This is a genomic window from Enterobacter sp. R4-368, from assembly GCF_000410515.1.
Taxonomy (GTDB): Bacteria; Pseudomonadota; Gammaproteobacteria; order Enterobacterales; family Enterobacteriaceae; genus Kosakonia.
In genome coordinates this window covers 2,186,186-2,206,947 of sequence record NC_021500.1, presented here as the reverse complement: position 1 = coordinate 2,206,947, position 20,762 = coordinate 2,186,186, and the positions used below count along the sequence as shown (strand labels likewise).

The 20,762-nt window shown below is 52.2% G+C and carries 13 protein-coding genes; all 13 read left to right on the top strand.

Annotated elements, in window-relative coordinates:
• The first annotated feature begins 8 nt into the window (after nt 1-8).
• The 13 genes from hcp to tssJ all read left to right on the top strand — a co-directional run bounded on the left by hcp (nt 9) and on the right by tssJ (nt 20,760).
• Complete coding sequence (hcp, locus tag H650_RS10345) at nt 9-500, top strand: type VI secretion system effector Hcp (RefSeq protein ID WP_020455211.1); 492 nt, start codon at nt 9-11, stop codon at nt 498-500.
• Nucleotides 501-677: 177 nt separating this feature from the next.
• Entirely contained in the window at nt 678-3,317 is a 2,640-nt protein-coding gene (gene tssH, locus H650_RS10340) for a type VI secretion system ATPase TssH (protein ID WP_020455210.1), read from the top strand.
• A 51-nt stretch (nt 3,318-3,368) separates the two neighbouring features.
• Complete coding sequence (locus tag H650_RS10335) at nt 3,369-4,184, top strand: lysozyme inhibitor LprI family protein (protein ID WP_020455209.1); 816 nt, start codon at nt 3,369-3,371, stop codon at nt 4,182-4,184.
• Nucleotides 4,185-4,256: 72 nt separating this feature from the next.
• On the top strand, nt 4,257-6,614 hold the full coding sequence (locus H650_RS10330; protein ID WP_020455208.1) for a type VI secretion system Vgr family protein: 2,358 nt from the start codon (nt 4,257-4,259) through the stop codon (nt 6,612-6,614).
• Nucleotides 6,615-6,628: 14 nt separating this feature from the next.
• Nucleotides 6,629-9,679 (top strand): glycoside hydrolase family protein, encoded by a 3,051-nt coding sequence (locus H650_RS10325; RefSeq protein ID WP_020455207.1) that lies wholly within the window; start codon nt 6,629-6,631, stop codon nt 9,677-9,679.
• Nucleotides 9,680-9,695: 16 nt separating this feature from the next.
• Nucleotides 9,696-10,547 carry a hypothetical protein gene (locus tag H650_RS10320; RefSeq protein ID WP_044489483.1) on the top strand — a complete coding sequence of 284 codons (852 nt, stop codon included), beginning with the start codon at nt 9,696-9,698 and terminating at the stop codon, nt 10,545-10,547.
• Nucleotides 10,548-10,878: 331 nt separating this feature from the next.
• On the top strand, nt 10,879-11,142 hold the full coding sequence (locus tag H650_RS24515) for a PAAR domain-containing protein (RefSeq protein ID WP_071925228.1): 264 nt from the start codon (nt 10,879-10,881) through the stop codon (nt 11,140-11,142).
• 2 nt (nt 11,143-11,144) lie between these two features.
• Nucleotides 11,145-12,344 (top strand): KPHS_23130 family T6SS system protein, encoded by a 1,200-nt coding sequence (locus tag H650_RS10315; RefSeq protein WP_071925227.1) that lies wholly within the window; start codon nt 11,145-11,147, stop codon nt 12,342-12,344.
• Nucleotides 12,345-12,433: 89 nt separating this feature from the next.
• Nucleotides 12,434-15,721 carry an ImcF-related family protein gene (locus tag H650_RS10310; protein ID WP_353609921.1) on the top strand — a complete coding sequence of 1,096 codons (3,288 nt, stop codon included), beginning with the start codon at nt 12,434-12,436 and terminating at the stop codon, nt 15,719-15,721.
• Nucleotides 15,722-17,332, top strand: a complete 1,611-nt coding sequence (gene tssA, locus H650_RS10305; protein WP_020455203.1) for a type VI secretion system protein TssA — start codon at nt 15,722-15,724, stop codon at nt 17,330-17,332.
• A 58-nt stretch (nt 17,333-17,390) separates the two neighbouring features.
• Nucleotides 17,391-19,160: a type VI secretion system baseplate subunit TssF gene (gene tssF / locus H650_RS10300; RefSeq protein ID WP_020455202.1), complete on the top strand. Its 1,770-nt coding sequence runs from the start codon at nt 17,391-17,393 to the stop codon at nt 19,158-19,160.
• On the top strand, nt 19,124-20,203 hold the full coding sequence (gene tssG, locus H650_RS10295) for a type VI secretion system baseplate subunit TssG (RefSeq protein WP_020455201.1): 1,080 nt from the start codon (nt 19,124-19,126) through the stop codon (nt 20,201-20,203). Before tssF ends, tssG begins: the two co-directional genes overlap by 37 nt.
• 32 nt (nt 20,204-20,235) lie before the next feature.
• Nucleotides 20,236-20,760, top strand: coding sequence for a type VI secretion system lipoprotein TssJ (gene tssJ, locus H650_RS10290; RefSeq protein ID WP_020455200.1), 525 nt, complete (start codon nt 20,236-20,238; stop codon nt 20,758-20,760).
• Nucleotides 20,761-20,762: the final 2 nt, after the last annotated feature.

The following is a 20,762-nucleotide window of genomic DNA, read 5'->3' as shown; positions in this document are numbered from 1 at the left end:
TAAATCCAATGGCAATTCCCGTTTACCTTTGGCTGAAAGATGACGGCGGCGCGGACATTAAAGGGTCTGTGGATGTCCAGGATCGCGAAGGCAGCATCGAAGTCGTTGCACAGCAGCACAACCTGTACATCCCGACGGACAACAACACCGGCAAGCTGACCGGTACCCGTATCCACACCCCGTTCCTGTTTACGAAGGAAATCGATTCTTCCAGCCCGTATCTGTACAAGGCGGTGACGACCGGCCAGACCCTGAAGTCTGCTGAATTCAAGTGGTACAAAATCAACGACGCGGGTCAGGAAGTGGAGTACTTCAACACCACTCTGGAAAACGTGAAAGTGGTGAAAGTGAATCCGGTGATGCACGACATCAAAGATCCTTCTTACGAGAAGCACAACCACCTCGAACAGATCGAACTGCGCTACGAAAAAATCACCTGGACCTACAAAGACGGCAACATCATTCATTCCGATTCCTGGAACGAACGCGCCACCGCGTAAGTAGCAAGCGGACAGTCCCCCCTGTCCGCTTTCTCTTTTTTGCTGAATATCTGCCGCCCCGGGTTTTCAGCAAAGAACCACACAATCTGCCTGCCTGACCTGATGCGCTTTGGGTTCCCTGTCAAAAGGGAAAGCGATGGGCGGTAGCGTACCCGGCACAACCTAAGAGAGAAAAAAATGGAAAACTCAGCCGCCCTGTTACGTCGCCTTAATCCTTACTGCGCCTGTGCGCTGGAAGGGGCGGCCTCCCTGTGCCAGACCCGCGCCCATGCGGAAATTCTGCCGGAACACTGGCTGCTGAAACTGCTGGAGCAGGGCGAAGGTGACCTGACGGTGCTGGCGCGTCGCTACGAGTGGGATATGGACAGTATGTGGCAGGCGCTGCTGGACTGGCTGGACAGGCTTCCGCGATCGGTACGCAGCCGGCCACAGCTGGCGAGCTCTCTCAACACGCTGCTGAAACAGGCATGGATGATAGCGTCATTGCAGGACGAAGAAAAAATCCGCAGCCTGCATCTGCTGATTGCGCTGGTTGAAAGCCCGACGCTGATTCATTGTGATGGTCTGTGGCCCCTGCTGACGCTGGGCCAGAGCCAGCTGGAGCGCCTTCGCCCGCTGCTGGATGCGCAGTCTGACGAACGCCCGGACGTGCAGCAGGAAGCAGAACTGACCCAGAGCTACAGTGGCGATATTGAAATGGTCGGCCGCCCTGTGGGGGCAGAGGTAAAAGAGGGCGAACTGAGTGCGGCGCTGCAGAACGCGCTGGATAAATTCACCCTTGATGTCACCGCCAAAGCGAAAGCGGGCAAAATCGACCCGGTGTTTGGTCGTGACACTGAAATCCGCCAGATGGTGGATATCCTCTCCCGACGTCGTAAAAACAACCCGATTCTGGTCGGCGAGCCCGGAGTCGGAAAAACCGCACTGGTTGAAGGCCTCGCGCTGCGCATTGCCGAAGGCAACGTGCCTGAATCGCTCAAACCTGTCGTTCTGCGCACCCTCGATCTTGGGTTGTTACAGGCGGGCGCAGGTGTGAAGGGAGAATTCGAACAGCGCCTGAAAAACGTTATCGACGCCGTACAGCAGTCGCCGGTGCCGATTCTGCTGTTTATCGACGAAGCGCACACCATCATTGGCGCGGGCAACCAGGCAGGTGGCGCGGATGCGGCGAATCTGCTGAAACCGGCGCTGGCACGTGGCGAATTACGAACAATTGCCGCGACCACCTGGTCTGAATACAAACAATACTTCGAGCGTGACGCCGCGCTGGAACGCCGCTTTCAGATGGTGAAAGTGGATGAGCCCGACGACGACACCGCCTGCCTGATGCTGCGTGGCCTGAAATCCCGCTACGCCGGGCACCATAACGTGCATATCACGGACGATGCGGTGCGCGCCGCTGTGACGCTTTCCCGCCGTTATCTGACAGGCCGTCAGCTGCCGGACAAAGCCGTTGATCTCCTCGATACCGCCAGCGCCCGCGTGCGCATGAGCCTCGACACCGTGCCGGAACGGCTGACCCGTCTTCGCTCGCAAATTACAGCGCTGGACATGGAGAAGCAGGCGCTGCTGGAAGATACCGCAGTCGGTAATCAGAGCCCCGGTGAACGCCTGGCGGCGCTTGAGCAGGAAGACGTGCGGCTGAGGGCTGAACTCGACGAACTGGAGATCCGGTACGGTCAGGAGCTGGAACTCACCGAACAACTGCTGGCGAGCCGCCAGGATATCTCCCGCCAGAGTGAAATCTGCACGCTGCAGCAGGAGCTGAGCGGCATCCAGCACAACAATCCGCTGCTCTCCGTGGATGTGGATGTACGTACCGTCGCTAACGTCATTGCCGACTGGACGGGGGTGCCGTTGTCATCTCTGATGAAAGACGAGCAGACCGAACTGCTGAGCCTGGAAAATGAAATCAGCAAACGTGTGGTCGGGCAGGATGTCGCGCTTACCGCCATCGCGCAACGCCTGCGGGCGGCGAAAACAGGCCTCACTTCCGGGAACGGTCCGCAGGGCGTGTTCCTGTTGGTTGGCCCGAGCGGCGTGGGTAAAACCGAAACGGCACTGGCGCTCGCCGATGTGCTCTACGGCGGCGAAAAGTCGCTGATTACCATCAACCTGTCCGAATACCAGGAGCCGCACACGGTTTCCCAGTTGAAAGGATCGCCTCCGGGCTACGTCGGTTACGGTCAGGGCGGTATCCTGACCGAAGCGGTGCGCAAGCGGCCGTACAGCGTGGTGCTGCTGGATGAAGTGGAGAAAGCCCACCGTGACGTGATGAACCTGTTCTATCAGGTTTTCGACCGCGGGTTTATGCGCGACGGCGAAGGCCGCGAAATCGACTTTCGCAACACCGTTATTCTGATGACCTCGAACCTCGGCAGCGACCACCTGATGCAACGGCTTGATGAACAGCCGGAAGCCAGCGAAGGCGATCTGCACGAGCTGTTGCGCCCGATCCTGCGTGACCATTTCCAGCCTGCGCTGCTCGCCCGCTTCCAGACGGTGATTTACCGTCCGCTGGCGCATGCTGCTATGCGCACCATCGTGGAAATGAAACTCACCCAGGTGAGCAAACGTCTGTATCGCCATTACGGTCTGATCACTAACATTGACGAGGCGCTGTATGACGCCCTGACCGCCGCCTGTCTGCTGCCGGATACGGGCGCGCGCAACGTCGATAGCTTACTCAACCAGCAAATTCTGCCGGTTCTGAGCCAGCAGTTGCTTACCCATATGGCCGCGAGGCAGAAACCGAAAATGCTGACGTTTGGCTGGAGTGAGGACGAGGGCATTGAACTGGTGTTTGGTGTCAGGTAAGCGATAAGCATCTACAAAACTCAATGAGTATCTAAAAAAGGGAATTAAAAAATGTTTAAAAAAATGGCGTTATTAACCGTTGTTGCAGCGTTTTCTAATGCAGCTAATGCCGGATTATTTGATTCAAACGATTTTAAATGTGGCAGAGATGATGCAGTAAAAGCGCTTGCCGGATATATCAAGGATGAGGCATCGGGTATGTTGCAGAGCAGTTTTATCACAAAAAGTCGGTTTAATTACGATAAGCCAGTTTCCGTTTACCAGAATATGTTGAATAGCATGAAAGTCGAACTTACAAATGTCTCAACATCAGGTTCAGGGAGTGATGGTCTGGATTGCAGTGCGACGATTTCAATTAAAATTCCACAAGATACGCTGGATGTTGTAAGCAAGGCTCCTCATTATTTGCAATATGTCACGGGTGATAATGGAAAGGTAAACAACAGCGGCGTTACTTGGAACGGTGCTACCTATGTGGCCAAACTTGCTGATAATAATAAAGATATTCTTTTTAGTAATTTTAACTGGACTGACGTTTCTGCGGCTATGTTCAATATGAGCGTACTGGCAGTAAATAAAGACCAGATTATTAGTACGCTTTCGCAGAGTTCGTTGAAGTTAGCACAGTCTGCCTATGCAAGCGCCGATCGTGAACTGAATGCTGTATGGAAAGAATTACCTGACTCAGTACGAAATTCAATGAAGAAAGAACAGATTGCATGGGTTAATAACAAAGTGGCGAAATGCGGAAAAATTCCAGATGGCAAAGCGGAAACAATTCCTATGCAGCAGCGGGTGAATATTTATCAGTGCCAGACCAAAATGACTAATGAAAGAATTACCTATTTAACTGGCGATAATGAGTAAAGATTTTAATTCACGTCATTTATTTACGTAGATATTGCCTACAGAGAAAGTGCGGGAGAGAGGAGTAAAAGAATGAGTGATTCCGTAATTACCCCGGCGAAGGAAAAAATCGACACATTACTGGGTATGTCTCGCTATAAGCTGGTCGTTCACGACTGCCCGCACTTTCTGGATGTCTTCAATTTTAAGGCAGAAGAAAAACTCAGCGAACCGTGGCACTACACCGTTAAAGTGACCTGTACTGAAAGCGATATCGCCAGCGACAGCATGCTGCTTAAACCGGCATCCTTCACGCTCCAGGTTCCACTGTATAACGGTATGCCAGCCACGCCATTGCGTACTGTCTATGGCGTCGTGCAGACATTCCAGCGTCTTTCGACGTCTGCCGATGAAACCTGGTATACGCTGAAAATTGTGCCGCGCATCGCGCTGTTGCAGTACACAAAGCGCAGCGAGATTTACCTTAATCAGTCCGTTGTTGAAGTCGTGGAGAAGATCCTGCGTTTCCACGGGCTGGAAGGGGCTGATTTTGAGTTCCGTCTGACGCAGGATTATCCGGCACGTGAACTGATCACCCAGTGGCGTGAAACCGACCTCGAATTTGTGCAGCGTTTACTGGCCGAAGTCGGCATCTTCTGGCGCTTTGAAATGGATGCCCGCCTCGAACAGGATGTGGTGGTTTTCCAGGACAGCCCGGAGCAGTATCAGTTTGGTGTAACGCTGCCGCTCATCCCTCCATCACGAACCAACGATAACGGGCAGCTCTGCGTATGGGATATTAAAACCGGCCATCAGGTGGTGTCAGAAAGCGTAGCCAACCGTGATTACAACTACCGCGAGGCGCTGACGCCACAGGACAGTTCTGCGTCTGTCAGTACCACGGATGGCATCACCACGGGTGAGGTGTATCACTACGCAGAGCCTTTTCTGAGCAAAGGCGATATCGAAACCCCGGAGAGTGGGGCGTACTATGCCCGTTTGCGTCATGAACGTATTCTGAATGCGCAGCAGAAAGTCACTGGTAAAACAACCAGCCCGGTGCTGGTGCCGGGCGAAGTACTTGAACCGCAGGGGGCGCTTCCTGCCAACCTGAAAGGCGGCATTGTTATCACCGGTGTGCAAAGCCGTGGTTCGCGTAAGCAAAGTTTTAAGATGACCTTTACCGGCATCCCTTACAGCGAGGCCGTGTGTTATCGCCCGCAGCTTCATCGTCGCCCGGTGATTGCCGGTACATTGCCTGCTCGTGTGGAGAGCACCGAGAAAGGCGATACCTATGCCTGGCTGGACAATCAGGGCCGCTATCGCACGAAACTGAATTTCGATCGCAGCGACAGCGAACAGGGTTATGCCTATCTGTGGCTGCGTATGGCGAAACCGTATGCCGGAGACAATTACGGTTTCCACGCGCCGTTGCTCGACGGCACCGAAGTTTCGGTGATGTTCGATGCGGGGGACCCTGACCGTCCGTATATTGCCCATGCCCAGCACGATTCTGAACACCCGGATCACGTCACTAACGATAACCACACGCGAAACGTTCTGCGAACGCCTGCGAACAATAAACTCCGCATGGAAGATAAGCGCCAGCAAGAGCACATCAAGCTTGCGACGGAGTTCGGCAAAACCCAGCTCAATATCGGCCATCTGGTTGATGCCCAACGCGAAAAGCGCGGTGCGGGTTTTGAGCTACGCACCGATGAGTTTGGTGCCGTGCGTGCTGCCCGTGGGATTTACCTGACAGCGGATGCGCAGGCCAAAGGCCAGGGGCAAGTGCTGGAGATGAATCCGGCGGTCAGCCAGATTATTCAGGCCAACAGCGAGATGCAGGCGCTGAACGGCGCTGCTGAACAGGCGAAAGCCCTGACATGTGATATTCAAACGCAGAACAATTTGCTCCAGAAGCGCCTGAAAGATTTGCAGTCTGCCGTGGTACTGGCTTCTGCTCCGCAAGGAATTGCCCTTACCTCTGGTGAGCATCTGCAACTGACCAGCACGAAAAATACCATGCTTACCGCAGGGCAGCATGTCGATATCGGAGCAATGAAAAATGTCACGGTGAGTGCTGAACAATCTTTGGGGCTATTTGCCCATAAAGGTGGGGCGAAGGTCATTGCGAATCAGGGCAACGTAGAAATACGCGCCCAGTACAGCACACTCGAGATGAGCGCTGACCAGCAGTTCACGATCACCAGCAGTAAAGATGAAATCACCATCAGCACTCCGAAAACCCTGACGCTGAACGGTGGTGGTTCCTACCTGAAACTAAGCGAAAGCGGAATTGAGCATGGAACAAAGGGGGACTTTATTACCAGGGCTTCGAATTATCTTGTCCCTGGAACAGGGAAGACCATTCCCGCTGAAACCCCAGATTTTAAAAAAACCGATATTAGTGTTACCGGGAAAAATTCAGCCAAATGGGCCAGTGAATAACAGGGAGGAAAGCGATGGCTTTAATACCAAAAATCACCTTCCCGATACCTGCCAATGGAAAAGGTAAGGCATTCGGAGATGCGGAAGAACTGTTAAGTCTCCTGGGCTCTGAGAGCTCAGGTCTTTATCTGGTCGGCAGTCAGGGTATGTGGCATGGTGGCATTCATATTACTGATGCCAGCGCCCCGTGGTGCGCGTTGACCGGTAGCAATCCTTCGGAACTGAACTATGTAAACAAGCCTTATGACGGTGCACAGGCGGTCAGATGTATGGCTGACGGTGAAATTGTGGCATATCGCGTCTGTGAGGATTACGACTTTATTGCGTGGCGTGGAGATAAACTTTACTTCTCAACCTCATTTGTACTGGTCAAACACTACATCCAGCCAGGGGAAAATGCATCCGGCGGACTGACGTTCCATACGCTTTATATGAATCTGGCTCCTGTCGCTGCTTACGGCCAGGCTGATATCAATCTCCGGGAGACAGCGAAAGGTCAGTCATATTACACCACCCCGGAGCAGGTAAATAAGGGGACGGCAAAGGGCTCGTTACCTGCAGGTACTCAGGTGGAGTTGAGTGACAAGCTAATGACTTCTGCACATCCAGGCCATTATCGCCGCCAGTTCTGTGAGGTGAGGGTCATGAATGATACTGGCTCACTGTCTGCTGGTGATAAAGTCTGGACGGTATCCGACAGGGGCTGGCTGAAACCACTTTCCGGTAAGGCTACACAGCCTTCTTGGTGGAAAAAATGTTCACCCGCCTATCATGCAGGAACCGGCAATGAGCAGAGTTATAAAACCAGTGCGGTTCTGAAAGCTTATTTCAGCACTGAGGATGTAAGTGCAGGAGCTGATCGGAGTACGCTGCCAAAAGATTTTCCTGTCACGGTTGATCCGGGCATCACCTCATTTACCCGACAAACTGATAATCGTATTTTCAGCCTTGTCACCCTGGAGAGGGATAATGGGAGATTAAAAAAAGGGGACCGGGTCTGGGTCGTTTCGGATAATAGCAATCTGATCGCAAAGGGTACACAGTCACAGGGGCAGGGAAAATACGGCGAAGTTGTGGCCCCTGAAACGCCTGTGGCTATTAGTGCCGGAGACTGCATAGGCCATCTTGGTTTTTACGAGTTGCCGGAAGAAAACGGCAAACGTTCACGTTACCAGGTGCATATTGAATGTCTGAGTCCGGACAATAAGCTACCGACCTTTCTGACCAACCCCGATAAAACTGGGGAAGATGATCCTGCGTACCTGAACTATGCAGAAGGGGCTGCATTATTTATGCCGGATGCGTCGGGTAAAATGATGAGCACTGGGCGAAAAAGCCGTGCACCCGGAGTACTGACTCGTTCAAAAGTGCCGGGTGTGGATGCTGATGGAAAGGTGCTGACGGATAATACCAGTGCAGCGTATTACCAGATAAGGCCAGAAGGCGGCTGGATGGCCGCGAGTGATGTGAAAAAAGTGGCACAGTTCGACCTGGCTTCACTGGGATTTGTCACGCTGGATAAGGCACCAGAAAGCTTCGACCTGATAGATGGCATTCATCATCCTGACAACGTTGTAAAAGGGGTCCTTAAACAACTTTATCAAGCCGCGCAGAATGAAACAGACAGTAGCCGGGCGATGAACCAGTATAATTACAATCGTCTTCTCAAGCAGATCGACTCCAGTAATGACGGCATCTATTCTGAGCAAGAGTATTTGCAGGCAGTGCATAACCCGTCTTACCGCGATCATCTCCACCGCATTATCGTCAGGCACCCCAGTGAATGGTATTACGGAAAGGACGATACCTACTGGAAAAGGTATCTGGATACACTGAATACGGATCCGTCTCTGGCGGTATGGAAAGCCTATACAGAAAGCTTTCTCGAGAAGATGAATTGGATGAAGCAGGTCTCCGGGATGGTAGCTGATCCGTGGCATATGCATCCGGTGGAATTTTTATTCGCAATATCTCAAAATAAGAATAAGGAAGTCATTTTTCCTCTTAAAATAAAACCTAAAAATGATATCGAAGGTATTTGGAAACGATATTATTGGGCCGCGTCATTAAGTGACAGTAATGCGTCACAGGCGATTTTTGGGCGAAGTCGTTCGAATGGTACCAGGAAGCATGCTGCCCGAGATTTATATACAGGTCCATCTACAGAAATTGTTGCCGTAAGCAATGGCTTAATCAGAAATATTTCTCACTACTATTATGGAACTTGGCAGATTACCGTTGAACATACGACTGAGAATGGCCAGCATTTTTTCATTAGATATGGTGAAGTTGATCCTCGTAGTATCCTTGTTCATGCTGGCCAACATGTAATGCAAGGTACAGTACTCGCTAAAACAGGTTTAATGATTAATCCATCAACAGGCCAACATCCGAATATTATCCCAGGCCAAGTAGTCTATATGCTTCATTTTGAATACTATCCGGGAAGCGGAGAATTGCCACCGCCTAATAATACACCAAATCCGCCATTTCTACGTCGTGATGACCTACGAGATCCTATTGGTATATTAATGGAGGGGTATAAAAACACATTTGAAGAAGTGCATGCAGAAAATGGTCAAAGAATTTCTATCAAAAATTTAACATTATCAAATGAAGGGAAAGCCTTCATCAAAGGATGGGAGTCCTTTGAGCTTAAAGCATATAATGATTCGGAAGGGTTTTGTACTATCGGATATGGGCATTTGATCGCCAGGGAAAAATGTGAAGATATTATATTACCAGGTGAATTTAAAAACGGAATAACGATTTCTAGAGCAGATGAATTATTCGATGTGAGAGTCTCTGGCTATGTTGCTGAACTCAAAAATACGATTGATGTTGATCTGTTCCAGCACGAATTTGATGCCTTAGTGAGTCTGCTTTTTAACATGGGTAGTATGCGAAAGGCACCATTGCTAAATTCAAAACTCAATCAAGCAGATTATGAAGGGGCTTCGGCCGAATTTCTTGATATCACAAATGGTGGCCTTAGCGGTCTTGTCACAAGGCGGCGGTCAGAGCAAAATTTATTTTTGCACAATATTTATGATTCATCGCATTAATTTTATGAGGGTAAATATGTGTAATCGAATTTATTTAGTCTATTTGTTATTGATATCATTGCTATCAGGTATTGCGCACTCAGATGATGATATAAAAGAAACTCGTTGGGTGTTTGATAAAATATCAGAGCGTGATCTTTTTGGTAAGCACAATACTTACACCGTCAATCATCTTAATATGATTTACAATAAATCCATTTTGAATATTGGAAATAAGAGGTTAATAATAACCAATGATTTCCTAGAAAATAAAAATATATGTTCCATGGAATATGTTAAGTTGAAGAAAAGCACTCTTTCATACTTCATGTCGGCTAAGACCGTAAATATGTATAGCGTGTTGTTCAAATATGAAAACATTCAATTCCCAGAAGATGTTTATGAAATTACATCATTGTTTCCTGGTAAAGAGTGTCCAGTTCCTTATGATGCAATTGTAAAAGTTGGGAGTAATTTGTTTGTTACCGATCAGGATTATGTTGTTTTTTATAAACAGAGCAATGTCATTGCATCTCAAGATAATGCTTTGTATTTAAATAATAATTGGGGTAAATATTGTCATAATAGAAATGTTGAAAGCCAATTTGATGGTACATCTGAGTATGTTTGTATATTTGACAATATGGGCATAAACGAGTCTTATCAGGAAGTTATTTCATTTGATGAGAACGCATCTGGTAAACTAAGTAAAATTTTACCTAACGATAACAATAGCTATAAAGCTAATGGTTCTTCTGTTGATTATAAATGGATTGATAACGACAGATTAAAGATATTGGTTGTGATGGATTCCGAAACCACTAGTTACTATTTTAATAAGAATAACACAGGGACAAATTTACATGTGTTAGTTGAGGCGCAGTATTAACATGTCCATGGCTGTTGTTTTGTATCAGTATTATTAATTTTATGATGATTGATTCGGTAATTTAGATTGGTTATTGTGATGATTGTTTTTTGTTAAGTGGTTTAATTTACTAATTATTTTTAACTCTAAATATACTTAAGCAATAAATTTTAATTTAAAATGTAGGGATAATAATCTTGATAGTACGAAATAGTACGAGTTGACGACTAAAAAATTATAATGTCGATTATATCAATATAAGAGTTATGCATTCAATTACAGGATAAATCAGTGGGTTCATAGTTCTTATTTGTTAAGTGAAACCACAGATGTAATTTAGGAATATATATCTATGTTAGCAATCGTTCGTATTGGTGATAAAACCACGCATGGTGGCGCTGTGTTAACAGGATCCTGCACGATGAAGTTTGGCGGCATTGGCGTGGCACGTAAAGGCGATAAGGTTTCATGCCCAAAAGAGGGTCATGGGCCTACGACAATTGTTGAGGGAAATCCAGACTATCTTGATCAGGGAGTTCCTGTTGCGTTCCATGGCCATAAATGTGGATGTGGTTGTACGCTGATCAGTTCATTTTCGGCGGGGAAGGTAGCATAACTATGCCGGTGTTTCTCGATGAAGTCCCTGCGGCAATCCCCAAAGTTCATCGCCCTGATACACGTAAATGGTCAGGGTTATTGATATTTCTGTTGATTGTAGGTTGTGTGCTGTCTTTTTTATTTTGGACTGGTGCGAAAGAGGGACTTGTTTTCTGGTTTACTGCGCTTGGCCTTCCTCTTTGTTTATGGGGAATGTTTTTTGGCCTGCGCCGTATCGCATATAAAACAGACCAGGTTTGGGCTGAGTCCTGGAATGCTAATCGCAAGGTGCTCTGGAATGAAGAAATTTTACGTGGGCAGCGTTTTGCATGGCTTATTGCTTCAGGTGTAACAACGCAGTCTGGAAGCAGAACAGACAAAATACTTTCTGCAATACAATCTTCTTATCCGATCATTCAAGTACAAAAAACAAGAGGTGGAAACTATGTCCGCCATTCAAAATTGCCTGGATTTGAAGAATGTCAATCGGCCGAATTCTGCGAAGCCATTAAAACACTTATTATGCAAATTAAGCCTGTACTCGCAAAAATCCCATCGGACATTACTTGTTGGCTGATAGCTGATTTTGATACGCCGGAGCTCCCTGATGCACTGCCAATTGCTTTAGAGCTTATCTCGTCAGAGACCGGACGTTCTTTCATTTTATTAAAGAATAATGGATTTGAAGCACTCGACAGTTGGCTTGATAATACTTGGCGTAAACCATCATTACTTTTATCTATTAGCGCAGAGATACGTCAAGCCCCCAGAGAAGGTGAGGGTGAAGCAATAACATTAATATTAATGTTAAACAGAAAGCACTCGGATATTCCTGATGCCGTGCAATTACACCGACCTGAAAGATACAAAAATGATTCTCTGACGAAAACACTCTCACGGGCACTGATCTGGAGTCAATTATTACCAGAAGAGGTTAAGGGTAGTTGTATTACGGGATTGAATTTCTCACAAGATGTTGAGTGGTATTCTGCGTGTGCGGAAAATAACTTATCTCTCGATATGACGGAAGATCACAAAAACATAGATGATTTCATCGGTTATGGAGGTGTTAGCGCCCCCTGGCTTGCCGTGGCCATATCCTCACTTGTCGCTCGCTCGGGAGCGGCGCAAGTAATAGCCGTAGGAACGGATACAAATGACATCTGGATTGCCGGTGTTACACCCGGAGATGATACAGGGACACGACAGGGCACATTGTGAAAGTAAAAACACTTATCGGGAGCATCGTACTCACCCTTATTTTTTTCATCGCCATTTTTGTGTACCTGTTTATGGCTTGGCCAGAAAAAATGTCGAGCTGGACTGGCATCGGCCCGCTTGATGATACCCAATTGCTTATATGGAGTCTGGTTTCAATTCTCATCATTGGCCTCATCGGTTGGGTGACCGAACGACTGTTTGAGCGCGCAGGAAAAACGGGGGTCAGGGCGGCTTTCGAGGAAAATAAAAGAGAGTCTACCGGACATCAGACTTCACTCGTTCTCCATGATCAAGGTGAGAAGGGCTTTTTCGATAGTGTAGAACTCACCGATCACCTCCGTCTGCGCTACGGCCGCCGCTGGAAATCTAAAGTCCGCCTGCTGCTGGTTCAGGGTACCGATGACCATATTGAAAAAGTGGTTCCGGGGCTCAAGCGTGACCACTGGCAGGAAAATGACGGCACTGTTCTGATCCATGCCGGGCTGGCAAAAGCTGAGCAGGAGCCAGAATTTGTTGACGCGCTGAATAAGGTGCGCCCTCAGCAGCCGATAGACGGCATTGTGCATGTAATGGACTGCGCGCAACTTCCGGATGCCGCTGCGCTGGATTCGCTCGTTCGCAGCCGTCAGAAAGGTGATGTGTTGATTGGCTGGCAGGCTCCGGTCTGGCTGTGGTTTATCCGTGAGGAGGCGTGGAGTCAGGAAGGCGAGGGTGTGCCGGCGACCGGCACATTCTTCGGGCCGGGGGCTGCACCAGAAGCCGCTATTGAGTCACTGACGACACTTTCTTCTCGTTTGCGCCGTGTGGGTATACAGGTGTTGCTGCGTAATACCCGCCACGACTGGCTTCTGCAGTTATCCGTTCAGCTGCGCGGACGTCTTAAGCAACAGTTAACCCCCTTGCTGACCAGCCTGATGACCGGCCCGGCACCTTACCGCCTGCGCGGGGTCATGTTCAGCCCTGTGCTGCCAGCAACCTCCACGTTGCCGCACGCGCGTCTGAGCCACCCGGCCTGGCAGGCGCTGGAAGAGGATTGTCTGCATGTTCAGGCCCGCAAAATCGGTTTCCACTGGCGGCGTGTTCTCCCTCTGATGTTGCTGGCAGTGGTTCTGCTGTGGGGGGCAGGAACACTGCTTTCCCTGACCGTGAACCGTGCCCAGATTTATCAGGCCCAGGAAACCGCGCGCGTTGCCGCCGATACAAAGCAACCGTTGACGGAACGCCTGCGTAATCAGCTCATTCTGCAGCAGGCCATTGCCCGTTTGCAGGACAGGCAAGCCCACGGCGCGCCCTGGTATACCCGCTTTGGTCTGAATCAGGACCGTGAAACACTGAATTCCCTCTGGCCACTGTATGCCCGCAACAACCAGGCGCTGATGCGCGATGCGCTGGCTGATGAGCTCCGCCGTCAACTGACCGCGTTTGTGCGACTCCCCCCAGCCAGTGATGCACGTACAACCGCTGCCCAAAAGACCTATAACCTTCTCAAGGGCTATCTGATGCTGGCACGTCCGGATAAAGCGGATGCGCCGTGGTTTGCTGCAAACATGCTGAAAACCTGGCCGACACGCACTGGCGTTAGCGACAGCGTCTGGCAGACGCTGGCCCCCAAACTGCTCGGGTTCTATGCCCAGAACCTGCCCGCGCACCCGGAGTGGAAAATTAAGCCGGATGCAGACCTGGTTGGCACCGTACGTCAGATTCTGCTCAAACAAATTGGGCAGCGTAATGCGGAGTCTGGTCTGTATCAGGAGATGCTGCAGCGCATCGCCCGCAACTGGCCGGACTTAACACTGGCAGATATGACAGGTGATACCGACGCATCGACCCTATTTTCTACCGCCGAAGTTGTGCCGGGCATGTTTACCCGCCAGGCATGGGAAGAGCAGGTCGAGGGTGCTATTGATGAAGTGGTGAAAACCCGCCGCGCGGAAATCGACTGGGTGCTGACCGATAAGACTCATCAGGCCGGGAGCGATATCTCGCCGGAAGCGCTGGAGCAGCGCCTGACTGAGCGCTACTTTACCGATTTCGGTAATGCCTGGCTGAACATGGCCAACAGCATTCAGTGGCATGAGGCCGAATCGCTGTCCGAAGCGATTGCCCAGCTTAACCTGCTGGCGGATGTGCGTCAGTCACCGCTGGTGGCGCTGATGAACACGCTGGCCTGGCAGGGACAGACCGGTGCCGAAGGCGAGCGGCTTGCCGATTCACTGGTTGACTCGGCGAAAAAGCTGGTCGCGAGTAAAAAGAATGCGCAACAGTTTATCGAACAGGCTCAGGGGCCCAAAGGGCCGCTGGATGGCGTGTTTGAACCACTGAACGGCCTGATGGCAGGGAAAGACGGCACGGGCGCTAACGGTAATCTCAGTTTCCAGTCGTGGCTGGCGCGAGTGACGCAGGTGCGCCTCAAACTGCAGCAGGTTACCAGCGCACCTGATCCGCAAGCGATGGCGCAGATGCTGGCGCAGACGGTCTTTCAGGGCAAGGCCATCGATCTGACGGATACCCGTGATTACGGCGGTCTGGTGGCGGCAAGCCTTGGGCAGGAGTGGAACGGTTTTGCTCAGGCGCTGTTTGTGCAGCCGCTGGATTTGGCCTGGCGCCAGGTGCTGGCCCCGGCGGCAGACAGTCTGAATGCCCGCTGGCAGAGCACGATTGTGTCGCAGTGGAACACGGCGTTTGCCGGACGTTACCCGTTTAAAGCCACAGGAAGCGATGCCTCACTTCCCTTGCTGGCGCAGTTCGTGCGTGGTGATTCCGGGTATATTGCGGCATTCCTCAAAACCAACCTCGGCGGGATCCTGCATCAGGAAGGCAGCCACTGGGTGGTCGATCCTTCTGCAAGCCAGGGGATGGCCGTCAACCCCGCCTTCCTGACGGCTATCAACCAACTGGCAGATATTTCCGACATTATTTTCGCGCAGGGAGATGCGGGTGTGCATTTTGAACTGATGGCCCGCCCTTCACGTGATGTTGCACGGATGCAATTGACGCTGGACGGTCAGAATCTTGATTACTTCAACCAGATGGAAAGCTGGCAGAGCTTCACCTGGCCGGGAAATACCTGGTATCCGGGTGTGGATCTGAGCTGGAGAAGCGTGAACACGGAAATGCGCCTCTTTGAGCACTATCAGGGAAACTGGGGCTTTATCCGTTTGCTCGATAAAGCGCTGATGACGCCGCTCGACAGCAGTCGTACGCAACTGGTGTGGCGCACGCCGGATGGCAGCCCGCTTAAATTTATCCTGCGCAGCGAACTGGGGGATGGCCCCCTGGCACTACTGAAGCTGCAGGGTTTCCACTTGCCGCAATCTATCTTCGCGGTAAGTGCGGATACCGTGAATAACCCGCTGGCAGCCACGGAGGGAGAATAGATGGCTACTGCAAAAGCGCTGCTGGCGCTGTGTGTTCCCGACGAAGCGCAGCAGTCAGCGCTGCTCGTCCATCAGCAGGCCAGCCTGTCACAATGGGATAACTGGCTCAAGCCATTAACGGGCAGTGACGGGGCGGGGGAAGACCCTGCCTATGACGACGATTTCCAGTTGATGCGCGAGGAAATCAACAAACTTTCTGGCACCGATCCGGAAACGCTTTGCCAGCTGGCTGAAAAAATACTCTGTCACACCGCCCGCGACTTAAGGGTGGTCACCTGGTATATCTTCGCCCGTCTGCAAAAGGAAGGTGAGACCGGCCTGTGTCAGGGGCTGCAACTGCTGGCGGCGATACTGACCCGCTACGGTGAGCACTGTTATCCGCTTCGCCCCAATGCACGCAAATCTGCGCTTGAGTGGCTAAACAGTACAAAGGTGCAGGACGCGCTTTCACTATGGCCGGATGCCAACCGGGAGCAAACCTCGCAGACGGCAGCCGTGATGAGTTTGCTGGATAGCCAACTGGAAAACTGGCCGGAGGGCGAACGCCCCTCTCTCGACGGTTTATCCCGCGCGCTGGAAATCCGTCTGGCAGGCTCCGGCGGGCTGGATGGCTTAATGTCGCAAACTACCAGCACAGACGAAAGTACGCCTGTTTCAACGGTCAGGCAGTCCGCCCCGGACATGGTTGTTACGTCTGAGGGGGAATTTTTAAGCCAGTCAAAAGTGCTCTCCCGCTGGCTGGCCGATCAGCAGGATGGCTGGCTGGCGTCACACCGGCTGATGAAAGTGGTTCGCTGGGATACTGTGGGGCAAATCCCGGCTCTGGATGCCAGTGGTCGTACCCGTCTTTCACCACCCAAACCGGATTATCGCGCGCAGCTGAAGCGCCTGTATCTGCAGCAGAACTGGACGGAACTGGTGGAGCAGGCCAGCACCATGTTCTGCGAAGGGGGGAACCGCTTCTGGCTCGATCTGCAATGGTATCTCTGGCAAGGGCTGACCCGCGCCGGACAACCATGGGATAGCTGGGCGGACTATATCCTTAGCGATCTGAAGCTGCTGCTGGCCCGTTTGCATGGCCTCGAACAGCTCTCCTGGAGTGACGGCACGCCGTTTGCTGATGAAGTAACGCTGATCTGGATTGCTGAGAAGGTGAACGATGATATGCCGGGGTTTGGCAATCAACCCGCCGCGGTTGCCAGCGGCGGGCAACCAGATGACATTCTCGCGCTGGAAGCCGAGGCGATGGAAAAGGGGGACCGCGACGGCCCGGAGGCTGCGCTAGGTTGGCTTCAGCATCGCTCTGGCATGGAATCTCCCCGTAGCCGCTGGTTGTTGCGTCTGCTGATGGCCCGTGTTGCCGAACAGTTCGGACGCAATGAAATGGCACTCCACCTGCTCGGTGAACTCACCAGTAGCGCACCACAGCTGACGCTTAACGACTGGGAGCCTGCGCTGCTGTTTGAGGTGCAGGCGCGCCGCCTGAAGCTGTTACGCCTGAAAGCGGGGCGTAGCGAAAGCGATAAAACCCGCCTCGCCCCTGAAATGGACGAGCTGCTGGCTGGCCTCATTGCTATCGATCCCGCCCGGGCGATGGTGCTGTGCGGCTGAAAAAGCGGCATGTAATTCTCTCTTTTTTTGACTACCACAACTTTCAGGGAAAACGTGCATGGATGATTTAACCCTGCGCTATTACGAAGCAGAGATGCGTTACCTGCGCGAAGCCGGTAAAGAATTTGCCCGCGCCCATCCCGATCGCGCAGCCATGCTCAATCTGGATAAAGCCGGTGCCCGCGACCCGTACGTCGAGCGCCTGTTCGAAGGGTTTGCCTTCCTGATGGGACGCCTGCGTGAAAAGCTCGACGATGATCTGCCTGAGCTGACCGAAGGGCTGGTGAGCCTGCTCTGGCCGCACTATATGCGCACCATTCCGTCACTCTCCGTAGTGGCGTTCGAACCGGAATGGCAGCAGCTTAAACAGGCTGAAATTCTGCCTGAAGGCTTCCCGGTGCTGTCGCGTCCGGTTGGTCCTGACAAGACCATCTGCCAGTACCGCGCGACCCGGGATATCACCCTGCAGCCGATTCATCTGGCAGATGCCCGTTTGCAGACCGAGCCTGACGGGCGTGCCGCCATTCGCCTGCGTTTTGAGTGTGCCAGCAGGGTGGAGTGGGCCAAAAGTGGCATTGATAAAGTTGCCCTCTACCTTGATGCCGAAAGCCCGGTGGCATCCGCGTTGCATCTGGCGCTGACCCGCCGGGTGCATGCGATTTACGCCCGTCACGTTGCGGCCCGCACCGAGCGCATCCGCTTTGACGGTTGGTGTAAGCCGATGGGCTTCGAAGATAGTGAGCGTCTGTGGCCGAAAGGCGACTCTGCGTTCAGTGGCTACCAGCTACTGCTGGAGTATTTCAGCTTCCGGCAGAAGTTTATGTTTGTCGAGCTGCGTGGGCTGGAGTTGATTGGGCTCAACCAGGATACCACCTGGTTTGAAACCGACATCGTGCTAGATGGCGGCTGGCCGTCCGATATGCCGTTTGAAACCGAAAATTTCCGCCTGCATTGCGCGCCGGTGATTAATCTTTTTACGCTGGAAGCCGACCCGCTGACCATCGACCCTTTGGAAAACGAATACCTGCTGCGCCCGCTGCGTGTGCAGGACGGCCACACGGAAATCTACAGCGTCGATAATATTCACGGCGCGGTAAAAAATGGCAAACACCCTTACGTACCGTTCACCAGCTTCCGCCATCGCGGCGGCATGATGCGCTTTGACGCGCCGGAGCGCTATTTCCACACCCGCGTGAAACGTGGCCCGTCCGGGCTGTATGACACCTGGCTTATTCTCGGCGGCCGTTCGTTTGAGATGGAGCAGCTCGCTGAAAAGCCGGAATCGCTCTCCATTCGTATCACTGGCACTAACGGGCAACTGCCCCGCAAGGCGCTGGAAAGCACACTGCTCGACCGGGTAGTGAAAGCCGGAAAAGTGGCGGTGAAGGTGCGGAATCTCTGCGCGCCAACATTGCCACTTTATCCGCCAGCAAATGATCGCTTCCACTGGCGGGTGATGAGTCATCTGGGATCCAGCTTTCTGAGCATGATGGATAACCCGGAAGTGCTGCGCGGCACGCTGGCGCTGTATGACTGGACCGATGATGAGATGAACCGACGCCGTCTGGAAGCCATTGTGGCGGTGAAGCATACGCTGGTGCGCCGTTTTGAACGTGGCTACATGCTGCGCGGCGTCGAGATTGAAATCACGCTTAATGCCGACAACTTTGCCGGCGAGGGGGATGTGAATCTGTTTGGTGAAATGCTGCACCGCTTCTTTGCGCTGTATGCCGATGTTCACCTCTTCAATCAGCTCACGCTGGTGCTGCAACCGACAGGGAAACGACTGCGATGGAAAGAGAATCACAGCCAGCAGGTGCCGGGCTGACGGAAAAACTGGGCGAGGATATCTGGCGGGTTAACTTCTACCGGTTCTGCCAGTTGCTGGAGCAGGAGAATCCCGACGCACCATTACTGGGTACCGCCGACAAACCCACTGCCGACCCGGTGCGCTTTCGCCCCTGGCCGGGAATGGGGTTTCCGGCCAGCGAATTACACACCGTTGAGACGGATGAAGAACATCCATATTTGCCACCGACGGTCCGCACGACCTTTCTTGGAATGTACGGCGTGGATTCGCCGCTACCGACCGCTTATCTGGATGATATCGCCCAGCGGCGGGAAGGGTATGAAGCCACCACGGCCTTTCTCGATATCTTTAGCCACCGCATCACCACCCAGTACTACCGAATATGGCGTAAATACGCCTACCCGGCGACCTTTGAAGCAGGCGGCAGCGATGAGACGTCGCAATGCCTGCTGGGGCTGGTGGGCCTGGGGATCCCCGGTACGGCTGAACAGGTGGCTACCCCGGTTTCCCGTTTTCTGGCACTGCTCGGGGCGATGCGGCTGCCAACCCGCAATGCGGAAGGTATTCGGCAACTGGTTAGCCTGCTGGCCCCGCATACCACCGCAACGATCATCAGCCCGGACCCTATCAAAGTGCAGGTGGCTCAGCGCAGTGGGCTGGGGAAAGGAAATCGAGTTTCCCTGTCACAGCGCGCCACGCTCGGAAAAACCGGCAAAGAGGCCTGCAGCCGTATTCTGCTAAAGCTGGCAACCAGTAACCCGTTCGAAGCCGAAGGCTGGCTTCCGGGTGGCCAGCTACACACCGATCTGATGGTGCTGCTGCGTGTATATCTGGGCTATCGCTCTGATGTGCGCTTGCGCCTGACTGTGCCGGTGGGTGTCTTGCCAGAACCGCGTCTCGGGCAAAAGCACCGCATCCAGCTTGGCCGTACCGGCATTCTGGGCTTGAAACGCGACAAACCCGGCAAGCGCCGCAATCTGACCGTCAGCCTGGGGTGCTATGAGGGGCTGGATTGCCAACCCTTACATCCCGCACAGGATGGCGGTTACCGTTTTGACTAATTCTGCTGTTTTATTCTGAAAGGAATCTCTGCATGACATCCGTTTTTCTACGACAGGTTGTTCTGCTCGCTCTCAGTTGTCTGCTGTCCGGTTGTGGCCTGACGCAGGCCGTCTCCGATGGTGCGGCCAGCATGACCAAATCTATCTTCTACAAAAAGATTAAGGTGTTGCATCTCGATTTTGAACCGCGCTCGGGAGTCAATGCCGATGAGGCGCAAACGCCGCTGGCGACGATGGTTCGTGTCTACCAGCTAAGGGAACGCCAGAAGGTGGATGCCGCCGACTACCAGATGCTGCTGCGTGAAGCCGATACGGTGCTAAAGGAGGATATTGTGGCGAGCAAATCCCTGCTGGTGATGCCCAAAGGCAGCGTGATGCTCAATATGCCGATGGATGAAGAGGCGCAATATGTCGCGGTTATCGGGTTATTCAACCGCCCGGATTTGAAAAACAACACCTGGCGGCTGGTGCTGAGCCGCGATGACCTCGACCCGGACAAACCTCGCACCATTGAACTGGGTAGCGGATTCCTGACGCTGATTCCTGTTAAGGAGTGACA